Source organism: Caballeronia sp. SL1002 (genome assembly GCF_057814995.1).
In genome coordinates this window covers 2,477,377-2,502,161 of sequence record NZ_JBYMUW010000002.1, presented here as the reverse complement: position 1 = coordinate 2,502,161, position 24,785 = coordinate 2,477,377, and the positions used below count along the sequence as shown (strand labels likewise).

Genomic DNA, 24,785 nt, shown 5'->3' with positions numbered 1-24,785 from the left:
TCCCGGAAACACATCCGATCAACGACAAGACCTATATTTTTTGGAGAACTCGATGGACGCCAACCCGTTTGCAAAAATGCAGCGCCTCGGCCGCGCGCTGATGCTGCCGATTGCCGTACTACCCGTGGCCGGGTTGCTGTTGCGACTCGGCCAGCCCGATGTATTCAACATCAAGATGATCGCCGACGCGGGCGACGCGATCTTCACGAATCTGCCGCTCCTGTTTGCGATCGGCGTGGCAGTGGGCTTTGCGAAGGACAACAACGGCACGGCGGGTCTGGCCGGCGCCATCGGGTATCTGATCGAAATCGCGGTAATGAAGGACATCAACGACAAGCTCAACATGGGCGTGCTGTCGGGGATCGTCGCGGGTATGGTCGCGGGCTATCTGTATAACAAGTACAAGGACATCAAGCTGCCCGAGTACCTCGCGTTCTTCGGAGGGAAACGCTTCGTGCCGATTGTCACGGGGGTGGCCTGTCTGGTACTCGGCATCGTGTTCGGGTACATCTGGCAACCGGTGCAGCACGCGATCGACGCGGCGGGCCTGTGGCTCACCACGGCAGGCGCGATCGGCACGTTCGTGTTCGGCGTACTGAACCGTCTCTTGCTCGTGACCGGTCTGCATCACATCATCAACTCGCTCGCCTGGTTCGTGTTCGGTTCGTACACGCCGGCTGGCGGCGGCGCGGCGGTGACGGGCGACCTGCACCGTTTCTTCGCGGGCGACCCGACCGCGGGCGGCTTCATGACCGGCTTCTTCCCGATCATGATGTTCGGCTTGCCGGCTGCGTGTCTCGCGATGTTCCATGAAGCACCGAAGGAACGCCGCGCGATCGTCGGCGGTCTGCTGTTCTCGATGGCTCTGACCTCATTCCTCACGGGCGTGACCGAGCCGATCGAGTACACGTTCATGTTCCTCGCGCCGGTTCTCTACGCGATCCACGCGCTGCTGACGGGCCTCGCGCTCGCCATCTGCTCGGCGCTCGGCATTCACCTGGGCTTCACGTTCTCCGCCGGTGCGATCGACTACGTGCTGAACTACGGCTTGTCGCAGCGCGGCTGGCTCGCGATCCCGATTGGTATCGTCTACGGCTTCGTGTACTACGGCCTGTTCCGCTTCTTCATCCGCAAGTTCAACATGGCGACGCCGGGCCGCGAACCCGCGACGACCGATGCGCAAGTCGAGTCGTTCAACACGGGCGGCTATGTTTCGCCGGTCGCGGGTGCCGCCGTTCCGCGTGCCGTGCAGTACATCGCCGCACTGGGCGGCGCGTCGAACCTGACGCTCGTCGATGCCTGCACGACGCGTCTGCGTTTGTCGGTGGTGAATACGGAGAACGTGTCGGAACCGCAGTTGAAGACGATCGGCGCACGCGGCGTGCTCAAGCGCGGCGCGACCAACGTGCAGGTCATCATCGGACCGGAAGCAGATTTGATCGCCGATGAAATCCGCACGGAACTCGAACGTTCCTCGACGCGTGGCGCCACGCCCGCTTCGTCCACGCCCGCAGCGGCCGAGGTCGCTCCGGCGGCAGTGGCGGCCGGCGAGCAAGGTCCGCTCGATCCGGACCCGCTGCGCTGGCTCGCGGTGTTCGGCGGCGCGACGAACGTCGCTTCGCTCGACGCGATTGCCGCGACGCGCCTGCGCGTGGTGGTGCGCGATCCGTCGTCGGTGGATCGTCAGCGTCTGGCTTCGCTCGACGTCGCGTGGGTGTCGGCTGACACGTTCCATATCGTCGTCGGCGCGGCGGCTGATCGCTATGCGCGTCAGTTCGCGACGCGCTTGTCGGCGAACGGCGGCGGTGCTGCGCCGTTGCCCGCCTGACGCGGTTGGCGTGATTCGCCGGAAGTAAAAAAGCGGCGCCCTCGGGCGCCGCTTTTGCATGGTGCAATTAGAAGACTACTTCTTCGCGCGTTGCTGCGATTCATCCAGTTCATGCCGCGATTCGAGCCACATCGCATTGATGATGCCGAACGCCAGCGCCACGCCGACACCGAGAACCCAGCTGAAATACCACATGTTCGTGCTCCTTTAATACAGGGAATGGGTGTTGTCGCCGATGGTCTTGAGCGTGACCTTGCCGCGCATCACGCGATACACCCAGCCGGTATAGATCAGGATCAGCGGCATGAAGACCACGACCGCGATCAGCATGATCTGCAAGGTCGAGCGGCTGGAGGTGGAATCCCACACGGTGAGGCTGCTACGCGGATCGAGCGAGGACGGCATGATGAACGGGAACATCGAGAAACCCGCTGTCAGAATCACGCCGGTCACCATCAAGCCGGTCGAGATGAACGCGCTTTTCTCGAATCGCGACGACGCCAGCAGCGCGGCGACCCCGCCGCCCAGAATGCCGATAACGGGCGCGGCCATCATCCACGGATAGCGGCCGTAGTTCGAGAGCCACAAGCCCGGCGCGGCTTCGACCGTCTTCAACAGCGGATTCGCGACCGAATCCAGCGCGGGCGCGCTGGTAATCATGAAGCCGCCGATCATCGTCGAAACCACTACGCCGCCGATCGCGAACAGCACGACCGCGAAGAGCGCCGCGATCCGCAACGCCACCGACGCGCGGCGCGCCACCGCGCCGTCCGTCTTCATCTTGACGAACGCCGCGCCGTGCGCCGCCAGCATCGACACGCTGACCAGCCCGCACAGCAGCGCGAACGGATTCAGCAGCGCGAAAAAGCCGCCGAAATAGGTGACGCGCAAGTCGCTGTCGAACTGGAACGGCACGCCTTGCAGCAGGTTGCCGAACGCGACGCCGAACACCAGCGCCGGCACGAAGCCGCCGATGAACAGACCCCAATCCCATGCGCTGCGCCAGCGCGGGTCGTCGCGTTTGCTGCGGTAATCGAAGCCGACGGGCCGGAAAAACAGCGCGAACAGCACGAGCAGCATCGCGAAGTAGAAGCCGGAAAACGACGCCGCGTAGACGAGCGGCCACGCGGCGAACATCGCGCCGCCCGCCGTGACGAACCAAACCTGGTTGCCTTCCCAGGTCGCGCCGACCGTATTGATGACGACGCGCCGTTCTTCGTCGTTGCGGCCGATGAACGGCAGCAGCGTGGCCGCGCCCATGTCGAAGCCGTCGGTGAGCGCGAAACCGATAATCAGCACGCCGATCAGCACCCACCAGATCAGCTTTAAGGTGACGTAATCCATGATTGAGGTTTCCGTGTTGTTTTAAGCGTGCCGCAAAGCGCGTTCGGACTTCGCTTCCGCGACTTCGTGGTGATAGCGCCCGGTATGCAGCGAGGACGGGCCGCGTCGCGCGTACTTGAACATCAGCATGATTTCCACGATGAACAGCACGGTATAGAACAGCACGAAGCCGCCGATGCTCAGATACAGATCGCTGGGTGCCAAATTCGAGGCGGAAAGGTGGGTCGGCAGGATGCCGGCGATGGTCCACGGCTGACGGCCGACTTCCGCTACGATCCAGCCCATTTCACACGCGATCCACGGCAGCGGAATCGCGATCACCGCCCAGCGCAGGAACCAGCGGCGGTTACGGCTCAACAACGTGCGCCGCGCCGAGAACCAGAACGCGAGCACGAAGGTGGCGAGCATCGCCGTGCCGAGCGCGACCATCGCGCGGAACGACCAGAACACGGGCGCGACCGGCGGAACGGTTTTCTTCGCGGCGGCCTTGATCTGCTCGGGCGTCGCATCGACGACATTCGGCGTGAACTGCTTCAGCATCAGGCCGTAGCCGAGGTCGCTCACGTGCGCGTCGAAGGCGGCGTGGGTTTGCGCGCTCGTATCGCCCTGCTTGAGCTGCTGGAGCGCGGCGTACGCGAGCATGCCGTTGCGGATGCGCGTCTCGTTTTGCAGCATCAAATCTTTCAGGCCGACCACCGGTTCGTCGATAGAGCGCGTCGCGATCAGGCCGAGCGCGTAGGGAATGCGGATCGCGTAATCGGTGCGCTCGTCCTTCTGGTTCGGGATGCCGAACAGCGTGAACGGCGCCGGCGCGGGCGCGGTGTCCCACTCGGATTCGATCGCCGCGAGCTTCATCTGCTGGACTTCGCCGGTGCGATAGCCGGATTCGTCGCCGAGCACGATCACGCACAGCGTCGATGCCAGCCCGAAGCCCGCCGCGATTGCGATCGAACGCAGTGCGAAGTCCGTGTCGCGCTTTTTCAGCAGATACCACGCCGAGACGCCGAGCACGAACATCGCCGCCGTCACGTAGCCCGCCGAAACGGTGTGCACGAACTTCACCTGCGCGACGGGATTCGTGATGACGTCGTAGAGGCTCGACAATTCCATCCGCATGGTTTCGTAGTTGAAATGCGCGCCGACCGGATTGTTCATCCAGCCGTTCGCCACGAGAATCCACAGCGCCGAAAGGTTCGAGCCGACCGCGACGAGGAACGTGACGATCAGATGCTGCACGCGCGTGAGGCGATTCCAGCCAAAGAAAAACAGCCCGACAAACGTCGATTCCAGGAAGAACGCCATCAGTCCTTCGACGGCGAGCGGCACGCCGAAAATATCGCCCACGTAATGCGAGTAGTACGACCAGTTCGTGCCGAACTGGAATTCGAGCGTGAGGCCGGTGGTCACGCCCATCGCAAAGTTGATCCCGAAGAGCTTGCCCCAGAACTGGGCATGTCCTTGTAGACCTGTTTGCCGGTCATGACATAGACCGATTCCATAATGACGAGCAGCCACGACAGGCCGAGCGTGAGCGGGACGAACAGGAAGTGGTACAGCGCCGTAATGCCGAACTGGAGCCGCGACAGATCGGCGACTTCGCTACTGATCATGATGATTACCTTCTGATTCCGGCGACGGATTTTGGATGGAGAGGAGTTGCTGCGCGACCGCGGCGGGCGGCATCTTCATGTGTTCCGCCTGCGGATGTCCGAAGAACGCGTGTTTGAGCGTCATCAGGACGGCTAACTTGATCAGGACGATGAGAATCAGGTCGCGCGTGAGCGTCGGCCCGTGGAACCACGCCGAAAGGCGTTGCCTAAAGCGGCCGCGCGGCGTGGCGGCGCTGCTGGTCGGGCTTCTGGGATGAAGAGTCGTTGTCATGGTTTGTCTCGCTGGAACGAGCAATGTCCGGATGCGCCGCCTTTATTCCCGAGCGGCGCGGGACGCCTTCTCCGGCGCATTTTTAGCGCGCGCCGGATACAAACCATTCTAAGAGGAGGGTTTTATCGTGAAGACGATGAGGACATGCGCGGACGTGCGGCACGCTGTCGCGCGGAAGGCCGTCACGCGCTGTAATAGGCCCCGATGCGGCGTTACGCCACAGCGAGGGAACCAAGCACGGGGACGCATCGGACAAAAAAAAGCCCGCAGTCTTTCGACTGCGGGCCTGTCCAAACTTGATGCGCGCCGAAGCGCCAAACGTTATGCGTAGTCGTGCAGCGCCGTGCGCATTTTCTTCATCGCGCTCGCTTCGATCTGGCGAATCCGCTCCGCCGATACGCCGAACTCGGCCGCCAGTTCATGCAGCGTCTTGCCGCCCGAGCCGTCGTCCTGCACTTCGAGCCAGCGCGCCTGGATGATCCGGCGGCTGCGTTCGTCGAGCGACTCCAGCGCGGTGGAAAGGCCATCGCTTTGCAGCTTGTCGAACTGGCGCGCGGCGATCACGTTGGTCGGCTCGTTGTGCGAGTCGGCCAGATACGCGATAGGCGCATACGCTTCCTCGCCGTCCTCGACCTGACCTTCGAGCGCGATATCGCCGCCCGACAACCGCGTTTCCATCTCCGCGACTTCCTCGCGCTTCACGTTCAGTTCCTTCGCGAGACCTTCGATCTCGTCGGGCGTGAACGCGGCAAGGCCGGTCTTGTGGCTGCGCAGGTTGAAGAACAGCTTGCGCTGCGCCTTCGTGGTCGCGACCTTCACCGTGCGCCAGTTGCGCAGGATGTACTCGTGAATCTCGGCCTTGATCCAGTGCATTGCATAGGACACAAGACGCACGTTTTGCTGCGGATCGAAACGCTTCACGGCCTTCATCAGACCGATATTGCCTTCCTGGATCAAATCCGCGTGCGGCAGGCCGTAGCCCAGATAATTACGGGCGATCGACACCACCAGCCGCAGGTGCGACAGCACCAGCTGGCGCGCGGCGGTCAGGTTGTCGTTTTCGCGGTATTCGGTGGCGTATTGGCGCTCTTCTGACGGCGTCAGCATCGGAATGCGGTTCACTGCCTGGATGTACGCGTCGATATTGCCAATCTGGCCCGTCAGCATCGACGACTGCGCGAACGTCAGCGCGCCTGCCGAAGCGGCCTTGGCCGACGCCGAGCTCACAGTATTCGGAAGGGTCATCGCATGGGTCACGCTCATAAGCTCCTTTATCAACAAAAACTCGCGCGAACAATCGAGCGAGTCACCACGATATTAGCACTCCCGTCTACTGAGTGCTAAGGATTAGAGCGGCCAGTTATGTGGGAGTTCCCACAAAGACTATCAAGATGTTAGAGCTAATAGTCGATTTTGCACGAAGAAACTTTTATGTCAGTTTTACCGAAAAGCTTGCGGGGCTGATCGCATCATTTACCGCGATTCTGACGATTTCAGAAAGATAATTCTACATTCGACGCGAATCAAAATACTTATCTGAGCAGGATTTCGCGACCGTCTCTAAAATGTCGCGTCGCCCGCAATAGCGGGACACCGTCATCAGAGAACCGGTCAGGGGAGTTCATGCAAAAGAACAATGGCGCTTGGCGGAAGCTCATTCTTCATATCGCTGTTCTCGCGTCCGCGGCGGCGGCGTCCGTGGCGCATGCCGATACGTTCGGCGTGCAGGTGGCCGGCGGCGTCGCCGATCACGACATCAAGAAAGCCGATGTCGGCGTCGTGTGGGATCCGAACTGGACGTGGTGGGAAATTGGCGGTTTCCACTTCACGGCGGTGCTCGAAGGCCACGCGGGCGTCTGGCATTCCACGGGCGACCACCCGGTCAATCCGAATCTGCTCGAATTCGGCATCACGCCGATGATTCGCTTCATCCGGAGTTCGGGTTCCATCCGGCCGTTCATCGAGGCGGGCGCGGGCGTGCGCCTCCTGTCCCACGCGCGCGTGACCGAAACCTACACGCTTTCGACCGCCTTCCAGTTCGCCGATGTCGTGGGCGTCGGCGCGGTCTTCGGCGATCGCCAGAACTATCAGGCCGGGTTCCGCCTGCAGCATTTATCGAACGCCGGTATCAAACATCCGAATCCTGGTATAAATTTCAGCCAGCTATATCTGCAATACAACTTCTGACGAGGACCGTCCGCACCGGTTTCTCGACGCGAGGGGAACCGACAGATGCCGGCAAAAACGATTGAAGCGATCCGCGAGATGGAACGCGACCGCTTTCGCGCGATGGTGGACGGCGACGGCGGCGTGCTGGACGTGCTGCTCGCCGAAAACGTGTGTTACGTGCACACGAACGGCAAGCGCGAAACGAAGCGCCAGTTCATCGACGCGATCACGGCCGGCCGGCGCCGCTATCGTCAGATCGAAATCCAGTCGCAGGATGTGATTCCGGCCGGGCGGGAAACGTGCCTCGTGTCGGGGCGCGCGCTGATCGAGATGGAATCGAAGAACGGCGCGCTGCTGTTTCCGATCGCTTACACCGCCGTTCACGTGCAGACGGACGGTCAGTGGCAACTGCTCGCGCTGCAGGCAACGCGCGTGGCGCTGGACTGATCCGGCGCCAAACCGCGCGTTCAGAACCTCACGCCGCCACGCGTTCCTCGTTCCGTTCCGCCGCCCGCGCCCACGCCGAGCGGTTCACCGCGCTGATAATCGCATCCGCCACGGCCCGCGCGCCGTCCGCGTGCACGCCGACCCCGAACCGCAGCGGCTCGCCATCCACACGACAGCCGATAAACACCGCCGTTTCGCCGCTGCGCGTGCTCGCGGTATCGAATGAGGCGACGTCCACCGTGACGCCCGCCGCCGATACCGCGCGCGCCACCGCCTGCGCGTGCGCTTCGCTGGCGTCGGGCGCGTGCGGTGTTTTCACCTCGCGTCCGCCGATATTCAATCTGGCCGCGTCCACGCGCGCCACCGGTCCCTGAACGTCGAAGTATTCGCGACGGAACAGCGCGCAGACGGCGTCGCCCGACACTTCTTCGCCCGACGCATCCGCGACCTGCTGCACCGCGTGGCTGAATTCGATCTGCACGCGGCGCGGCGGCGTGAAGCCGAGCCCGCGTTCGAGCAGGAACGTCGCGCCGCCTTTGCCCGACTGGCTGTTCACGCGAATCACGGCGTCGTAACTGCGGCCGAGATCGGCGGGATCGACGGGCAGATACGGCACTTCCCACACCGCGTCCGGCTTTTGCTGCGCGAGACCCTTGCGGATCGCGTCCTGATGCGAGCCGGAAAACGCCGTGAAAACGAGATCGCCCGCGTACGGATGGCGCGGATGTACCGGAATCTGGTTGCAGCGCTCGACCACGCGCCGCACGCCGTCGATGTCCGAAAAGTCGAGGCCCGGGTCGATCCCTTGCGTGTAGAGATTCATCGCGAGCGTGACGAGATCGACATTGCCGGTGCGCTCGCCATTGCCGAACAAGCAGCCTTCGATCCGCTCCGCGCCCGCGAGCAACGCGAGTTCGGCGGCGGCGACTGCCGTGCCGCGGTCGTTATGCGGATGCACGGACAACACGATGCTGTCGCGATAGCCGAGATTGCGGTGCATCCACTCGATCTGGTCGGCGTAGACGTTCGGCGTCGCCGCTTCGACGGTGGCCGGAAGATTCACGATCATCTTGTGATCGCGGGTCGGACGCCAGGTTTGCGCGACCGCATCGCAGACTTCGCGCGCGAAGCTCAACTCGGTCATGCTGAAGGTTTCGGGCGAATACTGGTAGGTCCAGTGCGTCGCGGGCCGCGCATCCGCGTGTTCCTTGATGATGCGCGTGCCGTCCACCGCCAGCGCCTTCACCTCGTCCTTCGACTGGCCGAACACGATGCGCCGGAACGACGGGCAGATCGCGTTGTACAGGTGAACGATCACTTTCGATGCCCCTTCCACCGCCTCGAAAGTGCGCTCGATCAGGTCGCGCCGCGATTGCACGAGCACTTCGATGGTCACGTCGTCCGGCACGCGCTTTTCGTCGATCAATTTGCGCACGAAGTCGAAGTCCGTCTGCGAGGCCGACGGAAAACCCACTTCGATTTCCTTGAAACCCGTCGCCACCAGCATTTCGAAGAACTCGAGCTTGGCCGCGATCGACATCGGCTCGATCAGCGCCTGATTGCCGTCGCGCAGGTCGGTGCTCATCCAGATGGGCGCGCGCTCGATCGTGCGCGTGGGCCAGCGGCGGCCGTTCAACTGAACTTGCGGAAACGGGCGGTATTTCTCGGAAGGGTTGCGCATCGTCATCGTGGACCTCGTAAGTCTCGATAGGCGTAGCGTCTGCGAGGGCGCGCGCGGCGGGCGATGGTGACGCCCGGCGCTGACATGAACGATGCGTATGCAACGTCCATGTGACCCTCGCGTTTCGAATCCGCGCAAATACGCGAACGAAAGCTGACAGCTACAGGTTTAAAAGCAGGTTTTTTTAAAGGGGTACAGCGAAAAACGGAGAACTGCTGGCAGGACCGCGCAGACAACGCGCAGCGCTACGTTTAGCGATTTACGCTAGACGTAGCGATAGGGGCCGCGCTAGGCGGCCCGAAATAATTCGGAGGGAAGAGAATTGGGTGAAGCGCATTTCTTCACTTTAGCCAGCGCTGGCTGAAGTGTCAACACAGATGTCAATCGGAATGTTCCGATTTATGGCGCGCGTCGCACGACATCCGAGATAGTCTCGACCTGACGCGCAACGGCGGGGGGCACCGGAATCTCGCCGCGCAGCACGCCTTCGATCCACCGCGCGGTCGTCGCTGCGTCGAGCGATTCGGGAATCTCGGCGGGCGGGGCGTCGGCGGCGGAGCGTTCCGGCGCGATCAGCGTTTCGGCGTGTCCCGCGTGAAACCAGTCCACCTGGACCTGCCGGCGCGTATCGGCGACCGCTTCGCCTTCCGTACCGCGCGCGAGCAGCGCTCCGCCGGCAGCGGCATCGGGATGACGCGTGAAAAGCCCGGTCAGGCTCTCCCGATACTCCGGATGCGTGTAGTTCACGAGCCGCAGACCCGACTCCGCGAACGGCTGCAGGATCTTGACCAGCGTATGCGTGGAATTGCGCACGCCCATGATGCGTCGCAGGCGCAGAAGCCGCGCGAGCTTCGGCGCGAGCACGTCGACCGGCGCGAACGCGAGACGGCGTGACGCGAGGTTGTCCTCGATCTCATCGTGCGATTGCGCCGCTTCGATCCCCAGTTCGGCGAAAATCGCCGCGCTCGTCACGCGGCCCGGGTCGTCGGTGACGCCGTGCACGAGCACCGGCACGCCGTCGCGCGCGAGCAGCAGCGACAAAAGCGGCGTCAGATTCGGCTGCTTGCGCGCGCCGTTATAGCTCGGAATCGACACCGGACGCGCGTTCTCGCGGCCTCGCTGGATATGCAGCGGCTCGAACGACGCGTGCGCGGCGGCCAGCATCGCGGCGAGTTCATCGGCGGTTTCGCCCTTCACGCGATACGCGAGCAGCACCGCGCCGAGTTCGAGGTCGGACACGCGGTTGTCGAGCATCGCTTCGTAGAGCGCGTAGGTGTCGTCGCGGGTCAGCGCGCGGGCGCCGTTCGGTCCGCGGCCGATTTCCTTGATGAAACGGGCGCACGGGAAGGCGGGTAGATCGGAATCTGTCATTAAATTGGGGCGGGCCAGTGTGCATCGCGATCCGGCCGATGCATTTCTGAGATACGGGAACTCCTTGAGTACCGCATTTACGCGACGCTTGCAAGTCGATGCAACCGCTCGCGCGCTCGGCACGCGCCGCGCCGCCGAGCCGCCATGAGAACGGCGCGCACGTTAAACTTATTGTTTGAGGCATTCGTCGCGCGCGGATGCTTGAGGAAACGAACAAGGAGAGCGGGATGGGTTACGTATTCAATCCGGCGCCGGTGGTAGCGGTGCCTGTCGATGGTTCGAGCGATCAATTTGCCGTGCGCCGCATTTATTGCGTCGGCCGTAATTACGAGGCGCACGCGCGCGAAATGGGCCACGATCCGGATCGCGAGCCGCCGTTTTTCTTCAGCAAGCCCGCCGACGCCGTGCTCTGCGTCGCGCCCGGCGCGACCGGTGAATTCGCGTATCCGTCGCAGTCGAAGAACGTTCATTTCGAGATGGAACTCGTGGCCGCGATCGGCAAGCAGGGTAAGGACATTCCTGCCGATCAGGCGCTCGACTATGTTTATGGTTACGCGCTCGGTCTCGACATGACGCGCCGCGATTTGCAAGGCGAAGCGAAGAAACTCGGCCGTCCGTGGGATACCGCCAAAGGTTTCGATCACTCGGCGCCGCTAGGGCCGATCCATCCGGTGTCGAAAGTCGGGCATCTTGAAAAGAGCGCGATCTGGCTTACCGTCAACGGTGAGGAAAAGCAGCGTTCGGATATTTCGCAGCTCATTTGGTCGGTCGGCGAGACGGTCGCGTACCTTTCGACGCTGTTCGAGCTGTTCCCCGGCGACCTGATTTTTACGGGTACCCCGGAAGGGGTTGGCGCGGTCGTCAAGGGTGACTTGATGAAGGGCGGGGTGGACGGGATTGGGGAATTCGCTGTTCGCGTGGTTTAGGCTGGATTGCTGGCGCGCGTTGTTGTTGTTTTGGTTACTCGGACGCTTGTGGGGAACCTGCACGGTTTTTTGGTTTGCTGGCGCTTTTGCTTTTGTTTGCCTGCGGTTTCTGGGAACTTGCTTTCGTGTAGGTTTATTAGCACGCCGCTATGCGCGGCAGCAGTCACTTTCTTTGCTGCTGCAAAGAAAGTAACCAAAGAAAGCAGCGTGACCGTCTAAGTGTCCACCACGAACCGTTTCTGGGAGTGGTGCGCAAGCTGATTCGACCATCGCACCACAAAACAGAGTGGAGCCGCTCATTCATCCCGGCAGGCACGAAGTGCCTGTCGGAACGGCATAACCGGAAAAACCAAACCAACCGACGGTTTCAAATATGCCCGGCGTCCGAGCGCAGCGAGGACGGACCTGACAGGCGCTGTGCCAATACTAACGACTGCGAGTTAGCCGAATCAGCCTGCGCGCCTATCCGCGGGGTTATTCGTGGTGGACACTTAGACGGATAAGCTGCTTTCTTTGGTTACTTTCTTTGCAGCAGCAAAGAAAGTGACTGCTGCCGCGCATAGCGGCGTGCTAATAGACCTACACGAAAGCAGGTTTCCAGGAAGGACTGGCAAACAAAACAACAGCGCCAGCAATACCAAAGGAGCAACCGTGAAGCTGTACAGCTATTTCCGCAGTTCGGCGGCATATCGCGTGCGGATCGCGTTGAATTTGAAGGGGCTTTCCAGCGATTACGCGCCCATCCACCTGCTGCGCAACGGCGGCGAGCAACTCAGCGCGGCGTATCGCGCGGTCAATCCGGATGGCATCGTGCCGACGCTCGTGACCGACGATGGCGCCGCGCTCAACCAGTCGCTCGCGATTATCGAGTATCTCGACGAAACGTATCCCGAGCCGCCGCTGCTGCCGCGCGCGCCCGCCGACCGCGCCTACGTTCGGGCGATCGCGCTGCAGATCGCGTGCGAGATTCATCCGCTGAACAACACGCGCGTTCTGAAGTATCTGAAGGATGAACTCAAACTCGACGATCCCGCGAAAGACGCGTGGTACGCGCATTGGGTCGAAGGCGGTCTGGCGACGCTCGAAACCCGGCTCGCGGGCGATTCGCGGGTCGGCGCGCTATGTTTCGGCGACTCGCCGACGCTGGCCGATTGCTGCCTCGTGCCGCAAGTGTTCAACGCGCGGCGCTTCCATGTCGACGTAAGCCGCTATCCGACCATCGAGCGTATCGCCGATCACGCCGCGACGCTCGAAGCCTTCCACCGCGCCGCGCCAGCGCAACAACCGGATGCTGAATGACGCTGCCTTATCTGTCGAGTTTTCTGTCGGGCGCCGGGCTCGGCGCGAGTCTGATCATCGCGATCGGCGCGCAAAACGCTTATGTATTGCGGCAAGGGCTGAAACGGCGGCACGTCGGGCTGGTCGTCGCGATTTGCGCGGCGATCGACGTATTGCTGATCGGTCTGGGTATCGGCGGCATGGGCGCGCTGATTGCCCGCGCACCGTTCCTGCTCGAAGTGATCCGCTGGGCGGGCGCGATTTTCGTGTTTCTGTACGGCGTGCGCGCGTTTCTCGCGGCGTGGAAAGGGCCGGGGCATCTGAACGCGTCGGACGCCGAGACGCAGACGGCGCTCGGCGCGGCCACGACCGTGCTCGCACTGTCGCTGCTCAATCCGCACGTCTACCTCGATACCGTCGTGCTGCTCGGCGGGATCGGCGCGCGCTATGGATGGCCGATGAACGCGTGGTTTGCGGCGGGCGCGATGTGCGCGTCGATCATCTGGTTCACGACGCTCGGCTACGGCGCGCGGTTTCTCAAGCCGTGGTTCGAGAAGGATGTCGCGTGGCGCGTGCTGGATGTGATCGTCGGTTGCGTGATGTGGTGGATCGCGGCGACGCTCGTGTTCTCGCACTGAACGCGCGCGCCGGATGCAAAAAAGGCGCTCGAGCTCGAGCGCCTTTTTATGCCGTGTCGAGGCGGCGGTCTAGCCGAGCAACGCGTCCGCGAATTCTTCGGCGCTGAACGGCTGCAAATCTTCCACCTTCTCGCCGACGCCGATGAAATACACCGGCACCGGCCGCTGCCGCGCGATCGCGGCGAGAATTCCGCCCTTCGCCGTGCCGTCGAGCTTCGTCACGATCAGGCCGGTCAGCCCGAGCGCGTCGTCGAACGCCTTCACCTGCGCGAGCGCGTTCTGCCCGGTATTCGCGTCGATCACGAGCAGCACTTCGTGCGGCGCATCCGGCATCGCCTTCGCGATCACGCGCTTCACCTTGCGCAGTTCTTCCATCAGATGAAGCTGGGTCGGCAAGCGGCCGGCGGTATCGGCCATCATCACGTCGATCTTGCGCGCGCGCGCCGCGCCGACCGCGTCGTAGATCACCGCGGCCGCGTCGCCGCTTTCCTGCGACACGACCGTGACATTGTTGCGCTCGCCCCAGACGGCGAGCTGTTCGCGCGCGGCGGCGCGGAAGGTGTCGCCGGCGGCGAGCAGCACGGATTGGTCGAAGCGTTGCAGATGCTTCGCCAGCTTGCCGATGCTCGTGGTTTTGCCCGCGCCGTTCACGCCCGCGATCATCATCACGAGCGGCTGCGCGCGGCCGAGCATCAGCGATTGTTCGAGCGGCTTCAGCAAATCGATCAACAGCGTGCGCAGCGCGGCTTTCACCTGCGCGGCGTCGGTCAGACGCTCGCTGCGCACCTTTTCGCGCAACGATTCGAGCAGGAATACGGTTGCATCGACGCCCGCGTCCGACATCAGCAGTGCGGTTTCGAGTTCCTCGTACAGATCCTCGTCGATCTTCGCGCCGACGAAAATGCCTGTCAGGCTCGAACTCGTCTTCGACAACCCGGTTTTTAGCCGCGTAAGCCACGATCTCCGCGCGTTTTCATCGGCGGCGGGCGGCGGCACGATCTCGACGATTTCTTCGCTCGGCGCGGGCGATTTGCGCAGCGGTTGCGTGCGGCCTTGCCAATACGGCACCTCGGCTGCGGGCGCGGCTTCGTCGACGGGCTGCGCGGGTGTGACCGGCGTGGTCGCGTGACGCAGCGGCTCGGCGGCGGGCGTGCTCGGCTCTTCGACCGGCTGCGCAGGCGTAACTGGCGTGGTGGCGTGACGCAGCGGCTCGGGCGCCTCAGGCTCGTCGAGTTCGGACTCGACCTGCGCCTCAAGCTCCGTCTCGGCCGGCTTTTTGAATCGTTTGAAGAAGCTGAACATGGTCGGCAGTGGTGAGGTGGCGCGCGCATTCCTTCGATAAAACGACGCCGCATGCCCGAAAAACCGGCGCGGCGAACGCGAAAGCGCGGAAGGCGCGTATTTTATCAGGCAGCGCGGCTTGCAGGGCGCGGCTCGGCGCGGCTTGGCGTCCTAGGCTGTGGTAACGTTGGTTTTCAACGCACGCGCCCCGATCCAACGCGCTTTTTTAGCCGTTGCATCGCGAGAAAGCCGCTTATTCCTCTGATTTCCTGCACATGTCCCGTTCGTCCATTACCCGTAATCCCTCGTCCCGCTCCCCTGAACGCGCCGCGCCCAAGGTTCGCGAACCGTCGCCGTCGCGAGGTGGAAAGCCGAACGCCATTCGGATCATCGGCGGCGAGTGGAAGCGCACGCCGTTGCCCGTGCTCGATCTCGAAGGCCTCCGTCCGACGCCCGACCGCGTGCGCGAGACGCTTTTCAACTGGCTCGGCCAGGATCTCGACGGTTTGCGCTGCCTCGATCTCTTCGCCGGCAGCGGCGCGCTCGGCTTCGAAGCCGCGTCGCGCGGCGCGGCACGTGTGCTGATGATCGAAAGGAGCGGCCGGGCCGCCGCGCAATTGAAGGCGAACCAGACGCGGCTTGCCGCGCGCAACATCGAAATCGCCGAGGCTGATGCGTTGCGCCTCGCCGCGAGCCTACCGCCGAACTCGTTCGATATCGTTTTCCTCGATCCGCCGTTCGGCGAAAAATCCCTGTTCGATCGCGCGCTCGACCTCGCGGTGACGCTCGTCGCGCCCGGCGGCGCGCTGTATGTGGAATGCGGCGATCCGCTCGACACCGCCGCGATCCCCGCGCTCGCCGGCTGGGGAATTACCCGCGAAGGCAAGGCGGGCGCGGTCCGCTATCATTTGCTGCGACGCGAAAATGAGGAATAATGCGCGTGCCAAAATAACGCGCCGGGCGACGACCTGGCGGCGCCCGCGGGTTGCCAATGCGGCTAGGCGGCCCAATGTATATGGAAGAGGAGAAGCTTCATGGTAGTCGCTGTGTACCCGGGAACGTTCGACCCGCTCACGCGCGGTCACGAGGACCTCGTTCGGCGCGCATCGAGCATTTTCGATACGCTGGTCGTGGGCGTGGCCGACAGCCGAAACAAGAAGCCCTTTTTCACGCTCGAAGAGCGGCTCGACATTGCACACGACGTGCTCGGCCACTATCCGAACGTGCAGGTCATGAGTTTCACCGGTCTATTAAAGGACTTCGTGCGCAAGAACAACGCGCGCGTGATCGTGCGCGGTTTGCGGGCCGTCTCCGATTTCGAGTATGAGTTCCAGATGGCGGGCATGAACCGCTATCTTTTGCCCGACGTCGAAACCATGTTCATGACGCCGTCCGACCAATACCAGTTTATTTCGGGCACCATCGTGCGCGAAATCGCGCAGCTGGGCGGCGATGTGAGCAAGTTTGTGTTTCCTTCCGTCGAAAAGCGGCTGAAGGACAAGGTCGGTCCGATACCGTCGGACCCGGCGCCCTGAGGCGCTGCGCCCGCGTTGGCTCGATGATCTATCGGGCTTGCGCGGGCTCAATGCCGGTTACGAACCGGCGCTAAGAGAGTGAAGTATGTCTTTGATCATTACCGACGAGTGCATCAACTGCGACGTGTGCGAGCCCGAGTGCCCGAACGACGCGATCTCGATGGGCACGGATATCTACGTGATCGACCCGAACAAGTGCACCGAATGTGTCGGCCATTTCGATGAACCGCAGTGCCAGCAAGTCTGTCCGGTCGAATGCATTCCGCGCGACCCGGCGCACGTCGAGAGCGCCGAGCAGTTGATGTCCAAATATCACGCGTTGATGGCGGCTAAATCGAAGTAAGGCTGTTCAGCGCGTCGAGCAACGCGTCGCATTCGGCATCCGTGCCGACCGAGATGCGCAAATGCTGGTCGATCCGCGGTAGCTTGAAGTGCCGCACGAAAATCTCCCGTTCCTTGAGCTTCGCCGCGAGCGTCGCCGCGTCGTGCGCCGGATGCCGCGCGAACACGAAATTGGCCGCCGACGGCACGACTTCGAACCCCAGCATTTCCAATCCGGCGCGTAGCCGCTCGCGGCTCGTCACCACTTTCGCGCAGGTCGCACGGAACCACGCGTCGTCTTCGTAAGCTGCAATGCCCGCCGCCTGCGCCAGCCGGTCGAGCGGATAAGAGTTAAAACTGTCCTTCACGCGCGTCAACGCGTCGATTAGCGCGGCGTCGCCGAAAGCGAAACCCAACCGCATGCCGGCCAGCGAACGCGCCTTCGACACCGTCTGCACGACCAGCAAATTCGGATATTCGCCGATCAACCCAATCGCCGATTCCGCGCCGAAATCCACATAAGCCTCGTCGATCACCACCGGCGAATCCGGATTCGCTTTCAGTACCGCTTCGATCTCGGCGCGCGTAAGCGCACGGCCCGTCGGCGCGTTCGGATTCGGCAGAAGCACGCCGCCATTGGGCGCACGGTAATCGTCGATGCGAATGGCGAAGGTATCGTCCAGCGGAATCGTGTCGTATTGCACGCCGTACAACTGCGCGTACACCGGATAAAAGCTGTACGTGATATCCGGGAAACGGATCGGCCGCTCGTGCTTCAACAGCGCCTGAAACGCGTGCGCGAGCACTTCATCCGAGCCATTGCCGACAAACACCTGCTCCGGCGAAATTCCGTGATGCTGGGCGACCGCCGCCCGGAGCGCGCGCGCCGTCGGGTCCGGATATTTGCGCAACGACTCGCCGTCGTCGCCCAACTCGCGGCGGATCGCCTCGACCACGCGCGGCGAGGGCGGATACGGATTCTCGTTGGTATTGAGTTTGACGGGATGCGCGAGCACGGGCTGTTCGCCCGGCACATACGGCGTCAGGCGATGAACGATGTCACTCCAGAAACGGCTCAAGTGCGGCTCCAGCGTTGATGTCAGGGATTGCGATGCAGGTTCATCATCGCGCGGTCGGTCTCGCCCGCGACCACGAAGGGCATGACGGCGAGCGCGCGCTCGATCGACGCGTCGATCACGTCCTGTTCCTCGCGGCGCGGCGGCTTCAGCACGAAATTCGCCACATCGGGCTTGGCGCCCGCGCGCGAGCCTTCGGGAATCAGATCGCGCGGATGCCCGATACCGATCCGCAGCCGCCAGTACTGCTGCGACGACAGATGCGCGGAAATGTCCTTCAGACCGTTATGACCGCCGCTTCCGCCGCCCAGTTTCATCTTGACCGTGCCGGGCGGCAGATCGAGCTCGTCGTGCGCGACGAGAATCTCGTCGGGCAGAATCTTGAAAAACTGTGCAAGCGCGACCACCGATTGCCCCGAGCGGTTCATGAACGTCTGCGGTTCGAGCAGATGAATCTCCTGGCCGTTCAGGCGGCCTTTGCCGTAGTGACCGTGAAAGCGGCGCTCGTCGCGCAGGCTCGCGCCAGCGTCGCGGGCCAACTGGTCGATGAACCAGAAGCCGGCGTTATGCCGTGTCGCGGTGTATTCGGCGCCCGGATTTCCGAGTCCGACGATCAGTTTGATCATGTTTGCATCGCGGCCAGCGCGAGCGTTCCGCGTCCGGCCGTATCGAAAATGAGCGAAAAAAAACCCGCCGGAGCATTGCACCGGCGGGTCACGTCGACCGTTCTTGCGAACGGATCGAGAGGATCGGCTCGCAGCGTGATTACGCTGCCGGCTTGTCGCCTGCAGCCGCTTCGGTGCCGCCCGTTGCTTCGTCCGAGACGACAGCAGCCGGAATGGTCGCCGAAGCAACAACCGCGTTTTCCGCTTCGACGTGCGCGACCAGCGTCACGCCCTTCGGCAGAACGATGTCCTTCACGTGAAGCGATTGACCGGCGACGATGTTCGCCAGATCGACTTCGACGAATTCCGGCAGGTCAGCCGGCAGACATTCGATTTCCAGTTCCGTTACGACGTGCGAGATCACGGCGCCCGATTGCTTCACAGCCGGGTTCGTTTCCTGGTTCATGAAGTGAACCGGAACCTTGGTGTGCAGCTTCTTCGACGAATCGACGCGCTGGAAGTCAACGTGCAGAACGATCTGCTTGAACGGGTGGTATTGCACGTCGCGCAGCAGAACCTGTTGCGACTTGCCGGCCACTTCCAGGTCGAGAATCGACGAATGGAAAACTTCTTTCTTCAGGGCGTGCCACAGGGCGTTGTGGTCCAGTTCGACCAGTTGAACGTCCTTGTCCGCGCCATATACGATGCCCGGGGTCTTGCCCGAGTTACGCAGGCGGCGGCTCGCACCCGTACCTTGCAAATTACGCTCGAAAGCGACTACTTTCATGATTCAACTCCATAATCTGCCCGCGACCAGGCAGTGAAAACGGGGCGTCTCGCCGTTCGGCGTCAACCCCAAGAGCAACGATACAAACCTTCGTTCGCTTGTACCGATCACGCAAAAACGCGAAGCATCGAGCTTCGCGTGTCTGCCAATTCGTGTTTCTTACTCGGCGAAGAGCGACATCACCGAGTCGCCGCGCCGGATTCGCGAGAATGTTTCCGCGAGCAGTCCCGCGCTCGAAAGCAGGCGGATCTTCGCGCAGGCGCGCGATTCGGCGGACAGCGGAATGGTGTCGGTGACGACGAGTTCGTCGAGTTCCGACGCCGCGATCCGTTCGCCCGCGCCACCCGAAAGCACCGGGTGCGTGGCATACGCGAAAACTTGCTTCGCGCCGCGCTGCTTCAAAACCTGTGCTGCCTTGCAGAGCGTGCCGGCGGTATCGACCATGTCGTCCATGATCACGCAGGTCCGGCCTTCCACTTCACCGATGATGTTCATCACTTCGGCGACATTCGCCTTCGGGCGGCGTTTGTCGATGATCGCGAGATCGGTGTTCAACTGTTTTGCCAGTGCGCGGGCGCGAATGACGCCGCCGACGTCCGGCGACACGACCAGCAGATGCTCATAATTCTGCTTGCGCAGATCGCCGAGCAAAACCGGCGTTGCATAGATATTGTCGACCGGAATGTCGAAGAAGCCTTGAATCTGGTCCGCGTGCAGGTCCATCGTGATGACACGATCGACGCCCGCGATCTCCAGCATATTCGCGACAACTTTCGCCGAAATGGCGACACGCGCGGAACGCGGACGGCGATCCTGACGTGCATAACCGAAATAGGGAATGGCGGCGGTGATCCGGCCAGCGGATGCGCGCTTGAGCGCATCGACCATGATCATCAGTTCCATCAGGGTGTCGTTCGTCGGCGCGCAGGTGGACTGCAGAACGAACACGTCCTTGCCACGAACGTTTTCCTGGATCTCGACGAGGATTTCGCCATCGGAAAAGCGGCTGACCGTCGCCTTGCCGAGAGGAATTCCAAGGATCTTGACGACTTCCTGGGCAAGCGCGGGATTGGCGTTGCCAGTAAATACCATCAGGCCGTCACTGCTCATCGTGCACCTGTTTCCGGCTGGAGGCGGGAGGAAAAACGCGAGAAATTATGGCAGGGGAGGAAGGACTCGAACCCTCGCATGCCGGAATCAAAATCCGGTGCCTTGACCAACTTGGCGACTCCCCTACACTAACTTTGAGTCTTGCCGGGTAGTGTAGGACAAACCCGACAAAACAAAACCTTATGACGCGAAAGCGAAGAGAGGATGAGAATCCAGGCTGCTAGTCACAACGCTTTTCCAGCTTGCCGGAAGCTTGGCTTGCGCCAACTCTGCTTCAGTCTTGCTGCGAAACGCGGCAAACACGCTCGCTCCAGATCCAGTCATTCGCGCAGGTGCAAGATTCGATAACCACTCAAGCACCAGAGCAACTTCCGCGTACTTCTCTGCGACAACCGCCTGCATGTCATTTCGACCAAAGCTATCCGGCCAATTTGCGTCAGAACTATGTTGTGCAAGGAAGTCCGTAATTGTGAGGACTTTCGAGTCCCTTGTCAACGCTTTCTCGGAAAAAATCGCGGCGGTGGGCACGTGCGCCGCAGGAGTCACCACAAGGAAAAAACGTTTCGGCAATGTCACCGCCTCCAACGCCTCTCCGACTCCTTCCGCAAACGCATTTTGCCCGAAGACAAAAAATGGCACATCCGCGCCGAGTTGCAGGGCGAGATTTTGCAGCGTTGCGCGCGGCAGGTCAACGCCCCAAAGGCGATTTAACGCTAAAAGTGTGGTTGCCGCGTCAGAACTACCGCCGCCGAGTCCCGCGCCCATCGGTAAATGCTTGTCGATTTCGATTTCCACGCCGAATCCGCTGCCCGTGTGCTTTTGCAGCAGACGCGCGGCGCGCACGACGAGATCGTCGGCCTCGGGAACGCCCGCAACCTCGGTCTTGCGCGTGATGACGCCGTCGTCGCGCCGCGTGAAGTGCAGGACGTCACCCCAGTCGAGCAACTGAAACACGGTTTGCAGCGCGTGGTAGCCGTCCGGACGACGCCCGGTGATATGCAGGAACAGGTTCAGTTTCGCGGGCGCGAGACAGTCGCGCATCGACGCAGGCGGCAGTGATATCGGTTCGGACATGCTTGGAGCGGTTCTTGGTGCGAGCAACAAGTTACTGGTCGATCACGAGCTTGATGTCGAGCGGCGGTTCGTCGCGCGACAGGTTCAGGCGCTTTACGCCGGCTGCGGGCGCGTCGGCGTAGGCGAGATAGTCGATCGTCCAGCCATCCTGCTTGATTTCCTTCAGCCGGCCGTTTTCCGACGACGAATCCATCGTGGTTCGCGCGCGCGACGTGGGCGCGGGTGACGGCTGCAGCCAGTAGCGCAATCCTTCGACAGGCAGCGGGAAACCGAGCGCGCTACGCATCAGTTCGGACACGTTGTCGGCGGTTTGCGGCGCGCGGTTGGGCAATTCGAGCGTCGCGGACGAAGGCGACGACGTCACGATGGCGAGCGTCTGGCCGAGCGGATTGCGCAACTGCAAAGTCACGGTATCGCCGTTTTCCTGCCAGTCGAAGTTGCCGTAAGCGTTGCGCTGCTGGCTGTTCTGGTCGTTGTATTGCACGGCGAAACGTCCGTGATACGCGCGGCTCGTCTGGGCCGTGATGGACGTCGCCGCGTTCGACGTGCTCGGCACGCGCGGCTTGACCGCGCAACCCGACAACATCACGACGGCCGCCGCGGCGAACGTCAGCGCGCCGCGGCGGAGCGGCGCGCGTTCAAAAAAAATCGATGCCATCAAAGGTCGTTCACCTGGAGTCGTTTGAGCGTCTTGACGAGCGTGTCGTTGTCCGGTTCGAGCTTCAGCGCCTGACGCCATGTGTCGCGCGCCTGGTCTTGCTGCCCGGATTTCCACTGCACCTCGCCGAGATGCGCGCCAATTTCAGCGTTCGGCTGCAAGTCGTAAGCCTGTTTGAGAATTTTCGCTGCCTCGATGGAATTGCCTTGCCGGTACTTCGCCCAGCCCAGGCTATCCATGATGAACGCGTCGTTCGGCGCGAGCGAAACCGCTTTCTCGATGAGCTTCACGGCTTCGTCGATACGCTGGCCGCGATCGACGAGCGAATAACCGAGCGCGTTATAAGCCTGTGGATTGTCCGGCTGCGTGCGCATCAGCTTGCGCAACTGCGCTTCCATCGTGTCGTAGTGGCCGTTCTTTTCGGCGGCCATCGCGTAGTCGTAGGTCAGATCGGGATCGTCGGGGAAAACGGCGACCGCCTTCGCCAATGCCGCTTCCGCCTCGGGATAACGCTTCGCCTCGAACAGCAGCCCGGCGTCCGTGCGGGCGAGCAAGGCGAGATCGCGCGGGTCGGAGCTTTGCAGATTGCCGAGCAACTGCCGCGCTTCGTCGGTCTTGCCCTGCCGCGCAAGCAGCTGCGCGCGCGTGATCTGCGCGGGCAGATATTGCTGGCTCGTGTGCGGAATCTTGTCGAGCCACTGAACGGCGGCAGCCTCGTTTTTCTGCTCCAGCGCCAACTGCGCGAGATAAATGTACGCCTGGCCCGGATCGGCGCCCGGCGTGGTGTCGGCGATTTTCGCGTACTGGACCAGATAATCCTGCGCGCGATCCAGCTGCTTCTTCTGCACGCTGATGAGCGCGAGCGCCATCAACGCGGTCAGGTCTTTCGGATCGTTCTTGCGCATGATGTCGAACTGCTTCTGCGCGTCGTCGATCCGGTCCGCCGACAAATACAGTTGCGCCAGCGCGAGCCGGGCATCGTGCGATTTCGGGTTCTTCTCAAGATACTTTTCGAACGACGCGATCCCTTCCTTGCGCTCCTCCGGGCCCATTCGAGCGAGCGTCAGCGCGGCGGGCAGATAATCCGGACGCAGTTCCAATGCCTTTTCGAGCGATGCCTTCGCGCCCGGTTGATCGTCGGCGGCGAGTTGCTGACGGGCAAGCGCGAGATGCGTCTCGGGCCGCTGCAGGTCATTTTTCGTGAGATCTTTCAGCACATTCAGCGCGCCCACGCGATTCGGGCCGCGCGAAAGCAGTGTCTGCAGCGAAAGAATCGCCTCGCCGCGTTGCTGTTCGGGTACTTTCGCGAGTTCGCTGGCGAGAATGGGGCTGGCGTCGTCGGGCTTGCCGGCCACGATCAAGAGCGAGGCGCTCAACTGCGCGGCGCGCTCGGAGTGGGGCGCGGACTGCTGCCACAGTTGGGCGGCGGTGAGCGCGTCGTTCGGGCTTTGCGCGGCGATCGCGATTTCGGTCGCGCGCTGGGCGAAACGCGGATCGTGCGTGTCGCGCGCCATCGAAAGGTAAGTCTGGTAAGCCGGCGCGGCCTGGCCACGCTGCAACGCGACTTCGGCGGCGAGGACCTGGAACACGAGCTGGCTCGTCACCGGAATGTTCGGCAAATCCTGCTCTTCCTTGCCCGACGGCGGAGCGGTCAGGAGATCGGCGGCGGTTTGGTCGTCGCTGGCGGGCGCGGGAATCTGTTCGGGGTTTTGCGCGTACGCGGGCGCAAATGCAAACGCGGCGGCCGTCAGCGCAATGGCGCCCGCTACTGCGCGTGCGATGCGCGTGACCGGCGTGCGGCAAGCCTGAGCGGACTTAACAGGCTGCTTCGAAAACAGCTTTACGAAGGACAAGTTCATGGAAATCCGATCGATGTTTCGGTCGATTGTAACGCGCTCGCTACAATACGGGCACATCACCCAGCAAGTTGCAGACCAGTAAAACATGCCAGAGTTGCCGGAAGTCGAAGTCACGCGACGCGGAATCGAACCGTATGTCGCTGGACGGCGCGTCGAACGCGTCGATGTGCGCACGCCCGCGCTGCGCTGGCCCATTCCCGCGCATCTCGCGAAGACGCTGAAAGACCTGAATATCGATACGGTCGAGCGGCGTGGAAAGTATCTGCTGTTCGGCACGGCCGCCGGGTGGCTGATCGTGCATCTTGGCATGACCGGCACGCTGCGCGTCCTGCGCAACGTGCCGCGTCCGCCCGAGGCCGCTAAGCACGATCACGTCGATCTGATCTTCGATGACTTCATCCTGCGGTTCCGCGATCCGCGGCGTTTCGGCGCGATCCTGTGGCATCCGCGCGAGGACGGCGACGTGCTCGCGCATCCGCTGCTCGCCAATCTCGGCGTCGAGCCGTTCACGCCGGGATTTTCCGGCGCGCTGATGTTCCAGAAGACGCGCGGCCGCAAAGTGGCCGTGAAGCAGGCGCTGCTCGCGGGCGATATCGTGGTCGGCGTGGGCAACATTTATGCGTCGGAAAGTTTGTTTCGCGCGGGCATCCGGCCGACGACGGCCGCCGGGCGCATCTCGCTCGTGCGATACGACCTGCTCGCGGATGCCGTGCGCACGACGCTCGCCGCCGCGATCGAAAAGGGCGGCAGCACGTTGCGCGATTTCGTCGGCAGCGACGGCGAATCCGGCTATTTTCAGCTCGATTATTTCGTCTATGATCGCGCGGGCCTGCCGTGCCACGTCTGCGGCACGGCTATCCGACAAATCGTGCAAGGTCAGCGATCGACGTATTTCTGTCCGCGCTGCCAACGCTAA

At 62.5% G+C, this 24,785-nt stretch carries 24 protein-coding genes, 1 tRNA gene and 1 pseudogene; 10 read left to right on the top strand and 16 right to left on the bottom strand.

Translation table 11 applies throughout. From position 1 onward, the window contains the following. The first annotated feature begins 52 nt into the window (after positions 1-52). Positions 53-1,828: an N-acetylglucosamine-specific PTS transporter subunit IIBC gene (gene nagE / locus AC3D25_RS14000; RefSeq protein ID WP_488888966.1), complete on the top strand. Its 1,776-nt coding sequence runs from the start codon at positions 53-55 to the stop codon at positions 1,826-1,828. 75 nt (positions 1,829-1,903) lie between these two features. Here the strand turns inward: nagE and cydX are convergent, their stop codons facing one another. The 5 genes and pseudogenes from cydX to rpoH form a co-directional block, all read right to left on the bottom strand. Further along, positions 1,904-2,023, bottom strand: a complete 120-nt coding sequence (gene cydX / locus AC3D25_RS13995) for a cytochrome bd-I oxidase subunit CydX (protein ID WP_488888965.1) — start codon at positions 2,021-2,023, stop codon at positions 1,904-1,906. Positions 2,024-2,035: 12 nt separating this feature from the next. Continuing rightward, positions 2,036-3,172 (bottom strand): cytochrome d ubiquinol oxidase subunit II, encoded by a 1,137-nt coding sequence (gene cydB, locus AC3D25_RS13990; protein WP_488888964.1) that lies wholly within the window; start codon positions 3,170-3,172, stop codon positions 2,036-2,038. A 21-nt stretch (positions 3,173-3,193) separates the two neighbouring features. Next, positions 3,194-4,782, bottom strand: a pseudogene (locus tag AC3D25_RS13985) (cytochrome ubiquinol oxidase subunit I). After that, complete coding sequence (gene cydP, locus AC3D25_RS13980; protein ID WP_488888963.1) at positions 4,772-5,053, bottom strand: cytochrome oxidase putative small subunit CydP; 282 nt, start codon at positions 5,051-5,053, stop codon at positions 4,772-4,774. Before cydP ends, AC3D25_RS13985 begins: the two are co-directional and overlap by 11 nt. A 321-nt stretch (positions 5,054-5,374) precedes the next feature. Next, positions 5,375-6,310 carry an RNA polymerase sigma factor RpoH gene (gene rpoH / locus AC3D25_RS13975; RefSeq protein ID WP_488889697.1) on the bottom strand — a complete coding sequence of 312 codons (936 nt, stop codon included), beginning with the start codon at positions 6,308-6,310 and terminating at the stop codon, positions 5,375-5,377. A gap of 366 nt (positions 6,311-6,676) precedes the next feature. Between rpoH and AC3D25_RS13970 the strand changes: the two genes are divergently transcribed. Both AC3D25_RS13970 and AC3D25_RS13965 read left to right on the top strand, forming a co-directional pair. After that, the gene (locus tag AC3D25_RS13970) at positions 6,677-7,240 is read left to right on the top strand and encodes an acyloxyacyl hydrolase (RefSeq protein WP_488888962.1); all 564 of its coding nucleotides are present in this window, start codon (positions 6,677-6,679) and stop codon (positions 7,238-7,240) included. A gap of 45 nt (positions 7,241-7,285) precedes the next feature. Then, positions 7,286-7,669: a nuclear transport factor 2 family protein gene (locus AC3D25_RS13965; RefSeq protein ID WP_488888961.1), complete on the top strand. Its 384-nt coding sequence runs from the start codon at positions 7,286-7,288 to the stop codon at positions 7,667-7,669. Positions 7,670-7,697: 28 nt separating this feature from the next. Here AC3D25_RS13965 and leuA read toward each other — a convergent pair whose 3' ends face one another. Continuing rightward, positions 7,698-9,350: a 2-isopropylmalate synthase gene (gene leuA, locus AC3D25_RS13960; RefSeq protein WP_488889696.1), complete on the bottom strand. Its 1,653-nt coding sequence runs from the start codon at positions 9,348-9,350 to the stop codon at positions 7,698-7,700. Between the two features lie 399 nt (positions 9,351-9,749). Then, on the bottom strand, positions 9,750-10,721 hold the full coding sequence (gene ybiB, locus AC3D25_RS13955) for a DNA-binding protein YbiB (RefSeq protein WP_488888960.1): 972 nt from the start codon (positions 10,719-10,721) through the stop codon (positions 9,750-9,752). Between the two features lie 227 nt (positions 10,722-10,948). Between ybiB and AC3D25_RS13950 the strand changes: the two genes are divergently transcribed. The 3 genes from AC3D25_RS13950 (at position 10,949) to AC3D25_RS13940 (ending at position 13,563) form a co-directional block, all read left to right on the top strand. Then, positions 10,949-11,647 carry a fumarylacetoacetate hydrolase family protein gene (locus AC3D25_RS13950; protein WP_488888959.1) on the top strand — a complete coding sequence of 233 codons (699 nt, stop codon included), beginning with the start codon at positions 10,949-10,951 and terminating at the stop codon, positions 11,645-11,647. A gap of 651 nt (positions 11,648-12,298) precedes the next feature. Continuing rightward, on the top strand, positions 12,299-12,946 hold the full coding sequence (gene maiA / locus AC3D25_RS13945; RefSeq protein WP_488888958.1) for a maleylacetoacetate isomerase: 648 nt from the start codon (positions 12,299-12,301) through the stop codon (positions 12,944-12,946). Beyond that, entirely contained in the window at positions 12,943-13,563 is a 621-nt protein-coding gene (locus AC3D25_RS13940; RefSeq protein WP_488888957.1) for a LysE/ArgO family amino acid transporter, read from the top strand. Before maiA ends, AC3D25_RS13940 begins: the two co-directional genes overlap by 4 nt. A 69-nt stretch (positions 13,564-13,632) precedes the next feature. On the opposite strand, the gene ftsY is transcribed toward AC3D25_RS13940, so the two are convergent. Next, positions 13,633-14,865: a signal recognition particle-docking protein FtsY gene (ftsY, locus tag AC3D25_RS13935; protein ID WP_488888956.1), complete on the bottom strand. Its 1,233-nt coding sequence runs from the start codon at positions 14,863-14,865 to the stop codon at positions 13,633-13,635. A 254-nt stretch (positions 14,866-15,119) separates the two neighbouring features. Between ftsY and rsmD the strand changes: the two genes are divergently transcribed. The 3 genes from rsmD (at position 15,120) to AC3D25_RS13920 (ending at position 16,722) form a co-directional block, all read left to right on the top strand. Then, a complete protein-coding gene (rsmD, locus tag AC3D25_RS13930) occupies positions 15,120-15,779 on the top strand; it encodes a 16S rRNA (guanine(966)-N(2))-methyltransferase RsmD (protein WP_488888955.1) in 660 nt (219 codons plus the stop codon). A 99-nt stretch (positions 15,780-15,878) separates the two neighbouring features. Beyond that, positions 15,879-16,379, top strand: a complete 501-nt coding sequence (coaD, locus tag AC3D25_RS13925) for a pantetheine-phosphate adenylyltransferase (RefSeq protein ID WP_488888954.1) — start codon at positions 15,879-15,881, stop codon at positions 16,377-16,379. A gap of 85 nt (positions 16,380-16,464) precedes the next feature. Then, positions 16,465-16,722, top strand: a complete 258-nt coding sequence (locus AC3D25_RS13920; RefSeq protein ID WP_488888953.1) for a YfhL family 4Fe-4S dicluster ferredoxin — start codon at positions 16,465-16,467, stop codon at positions 16,720-16,722. On the opposite strand, the gene hisC is transcribed toward AC3D25_RS13920, so the two are convergent. From hisC to AC3D25_RS13880, 8 genes are all read right to left on the bottom strand, one after another. After that, positions 16,709-17,779, bottom strand: coding sequence for a histidinol-phosphate transaminase (hisC, locus tag AC3D25_RS13915; protein WP_488888952.1), 1,071 nt, complete (start codon positions 17,777-17,779; stop codon positions 16,709-16,711). The genes AC3D25_RS13920 and hisC overlap by 14 nt on opposite strands. A gap of 20 nt (positions 17,780-17,799) precedes the next feature. Next, a complete protein-coding gene (gene pth, locus AC3D25_RS13910; protein WP_488888951.1) occupies positions 17,800-18,402 on the bottom strand; it encodes an aminoacyl-tRNA hydrolase in 603 nt (200 codons plus the stop codon). 139 nt (positions 18,403-18,541) lie between these two features. Then, positions 18,542-19,168, bottom strand: a complete 627-nt coding sequence (locus AC3D25_RS13905; RefSeq protein ID WP_488888950.1) for a 50S ribosomal protein L25/general stress protein Ctc — start codon at positions 19,166-19,168, stop codon at positions 18,542-18,544. A gap of 159 nt (positions 19,169-19,327) precedes the next feature. Continuing rightward, entirely contained in the window at positions 19,328-20,278 is a 951-nt protein-coding gene (locus AC3D25_RS13900; protein ID WP_488888949.1) for a ribose-phosphate pyrophosphokinase, read from the bottom strand. Positions 20,279-20,326: 48 nt separating this feature from the next. Continuing rightward, positions 20,327-20,403, bottom strand: a tRNA-Gln gene (locus AC3D25_RS13895). Positions 20,404-20,458: 55 nt separating this feature from the next. Then, positions 20,459-21,352, bottom strand: a complete 894-nt coding sequence (ispE, locus tag AC3D25_RS13890; RefSeq protein WP_488888948.1) for a 4-(cytidine 5'-diphospho)-2-C-methyl-D-erythritol kinase — start codon at positions 21,350-21,352, stop codon at positions 20,459-20,461. A 31-nt stretch (positions 21,353-21,383) separates the two neighbouring features. Next, on the bottom strand, positions 21,384-22,010 hold the full coding sequence (lolB, locus tag AC3D25_RS13885; protein WP_488888947.1) for a lipoprotein insertase outer membrane protein LolB: 627 nt from the start codon (positions 22,008-22,010) through the stop codon (positions 21,384-21,386). Beyond that, positions 22,010-23,869, bottom strand: coding sequence for a tetratricopeptide repeat protein (locus tag AC3D25_RS13880; protein ID WP_488888946.1), 1,860 nt, complete (start codon positions 23,867-23,869; stop codon positions 22,010-22,012). The genes lolB and AC3D25_RS13880 overlap by 1 nt, the downstream gene beginning before the upstream one ends. A gap of 85 nt (positions 23,870-23,954) precedes the next feature. On the opposite strand from AC3D25_RS13880, the gene mutM reads away from it, so the two are divergent. After that, complete coding sequence (mutM, locus tag AC3D25_RS13875; protein WP_488888945.1) at positions 23,955-24,785, top strand: bifunctional DNA-formamidopyrimidine glycosylase/DNA-(apurinic or apyrimidinic site) lyase; 831 nt, start codon at positions 23,955-23,957, stop codon at positions 24,783-24,785.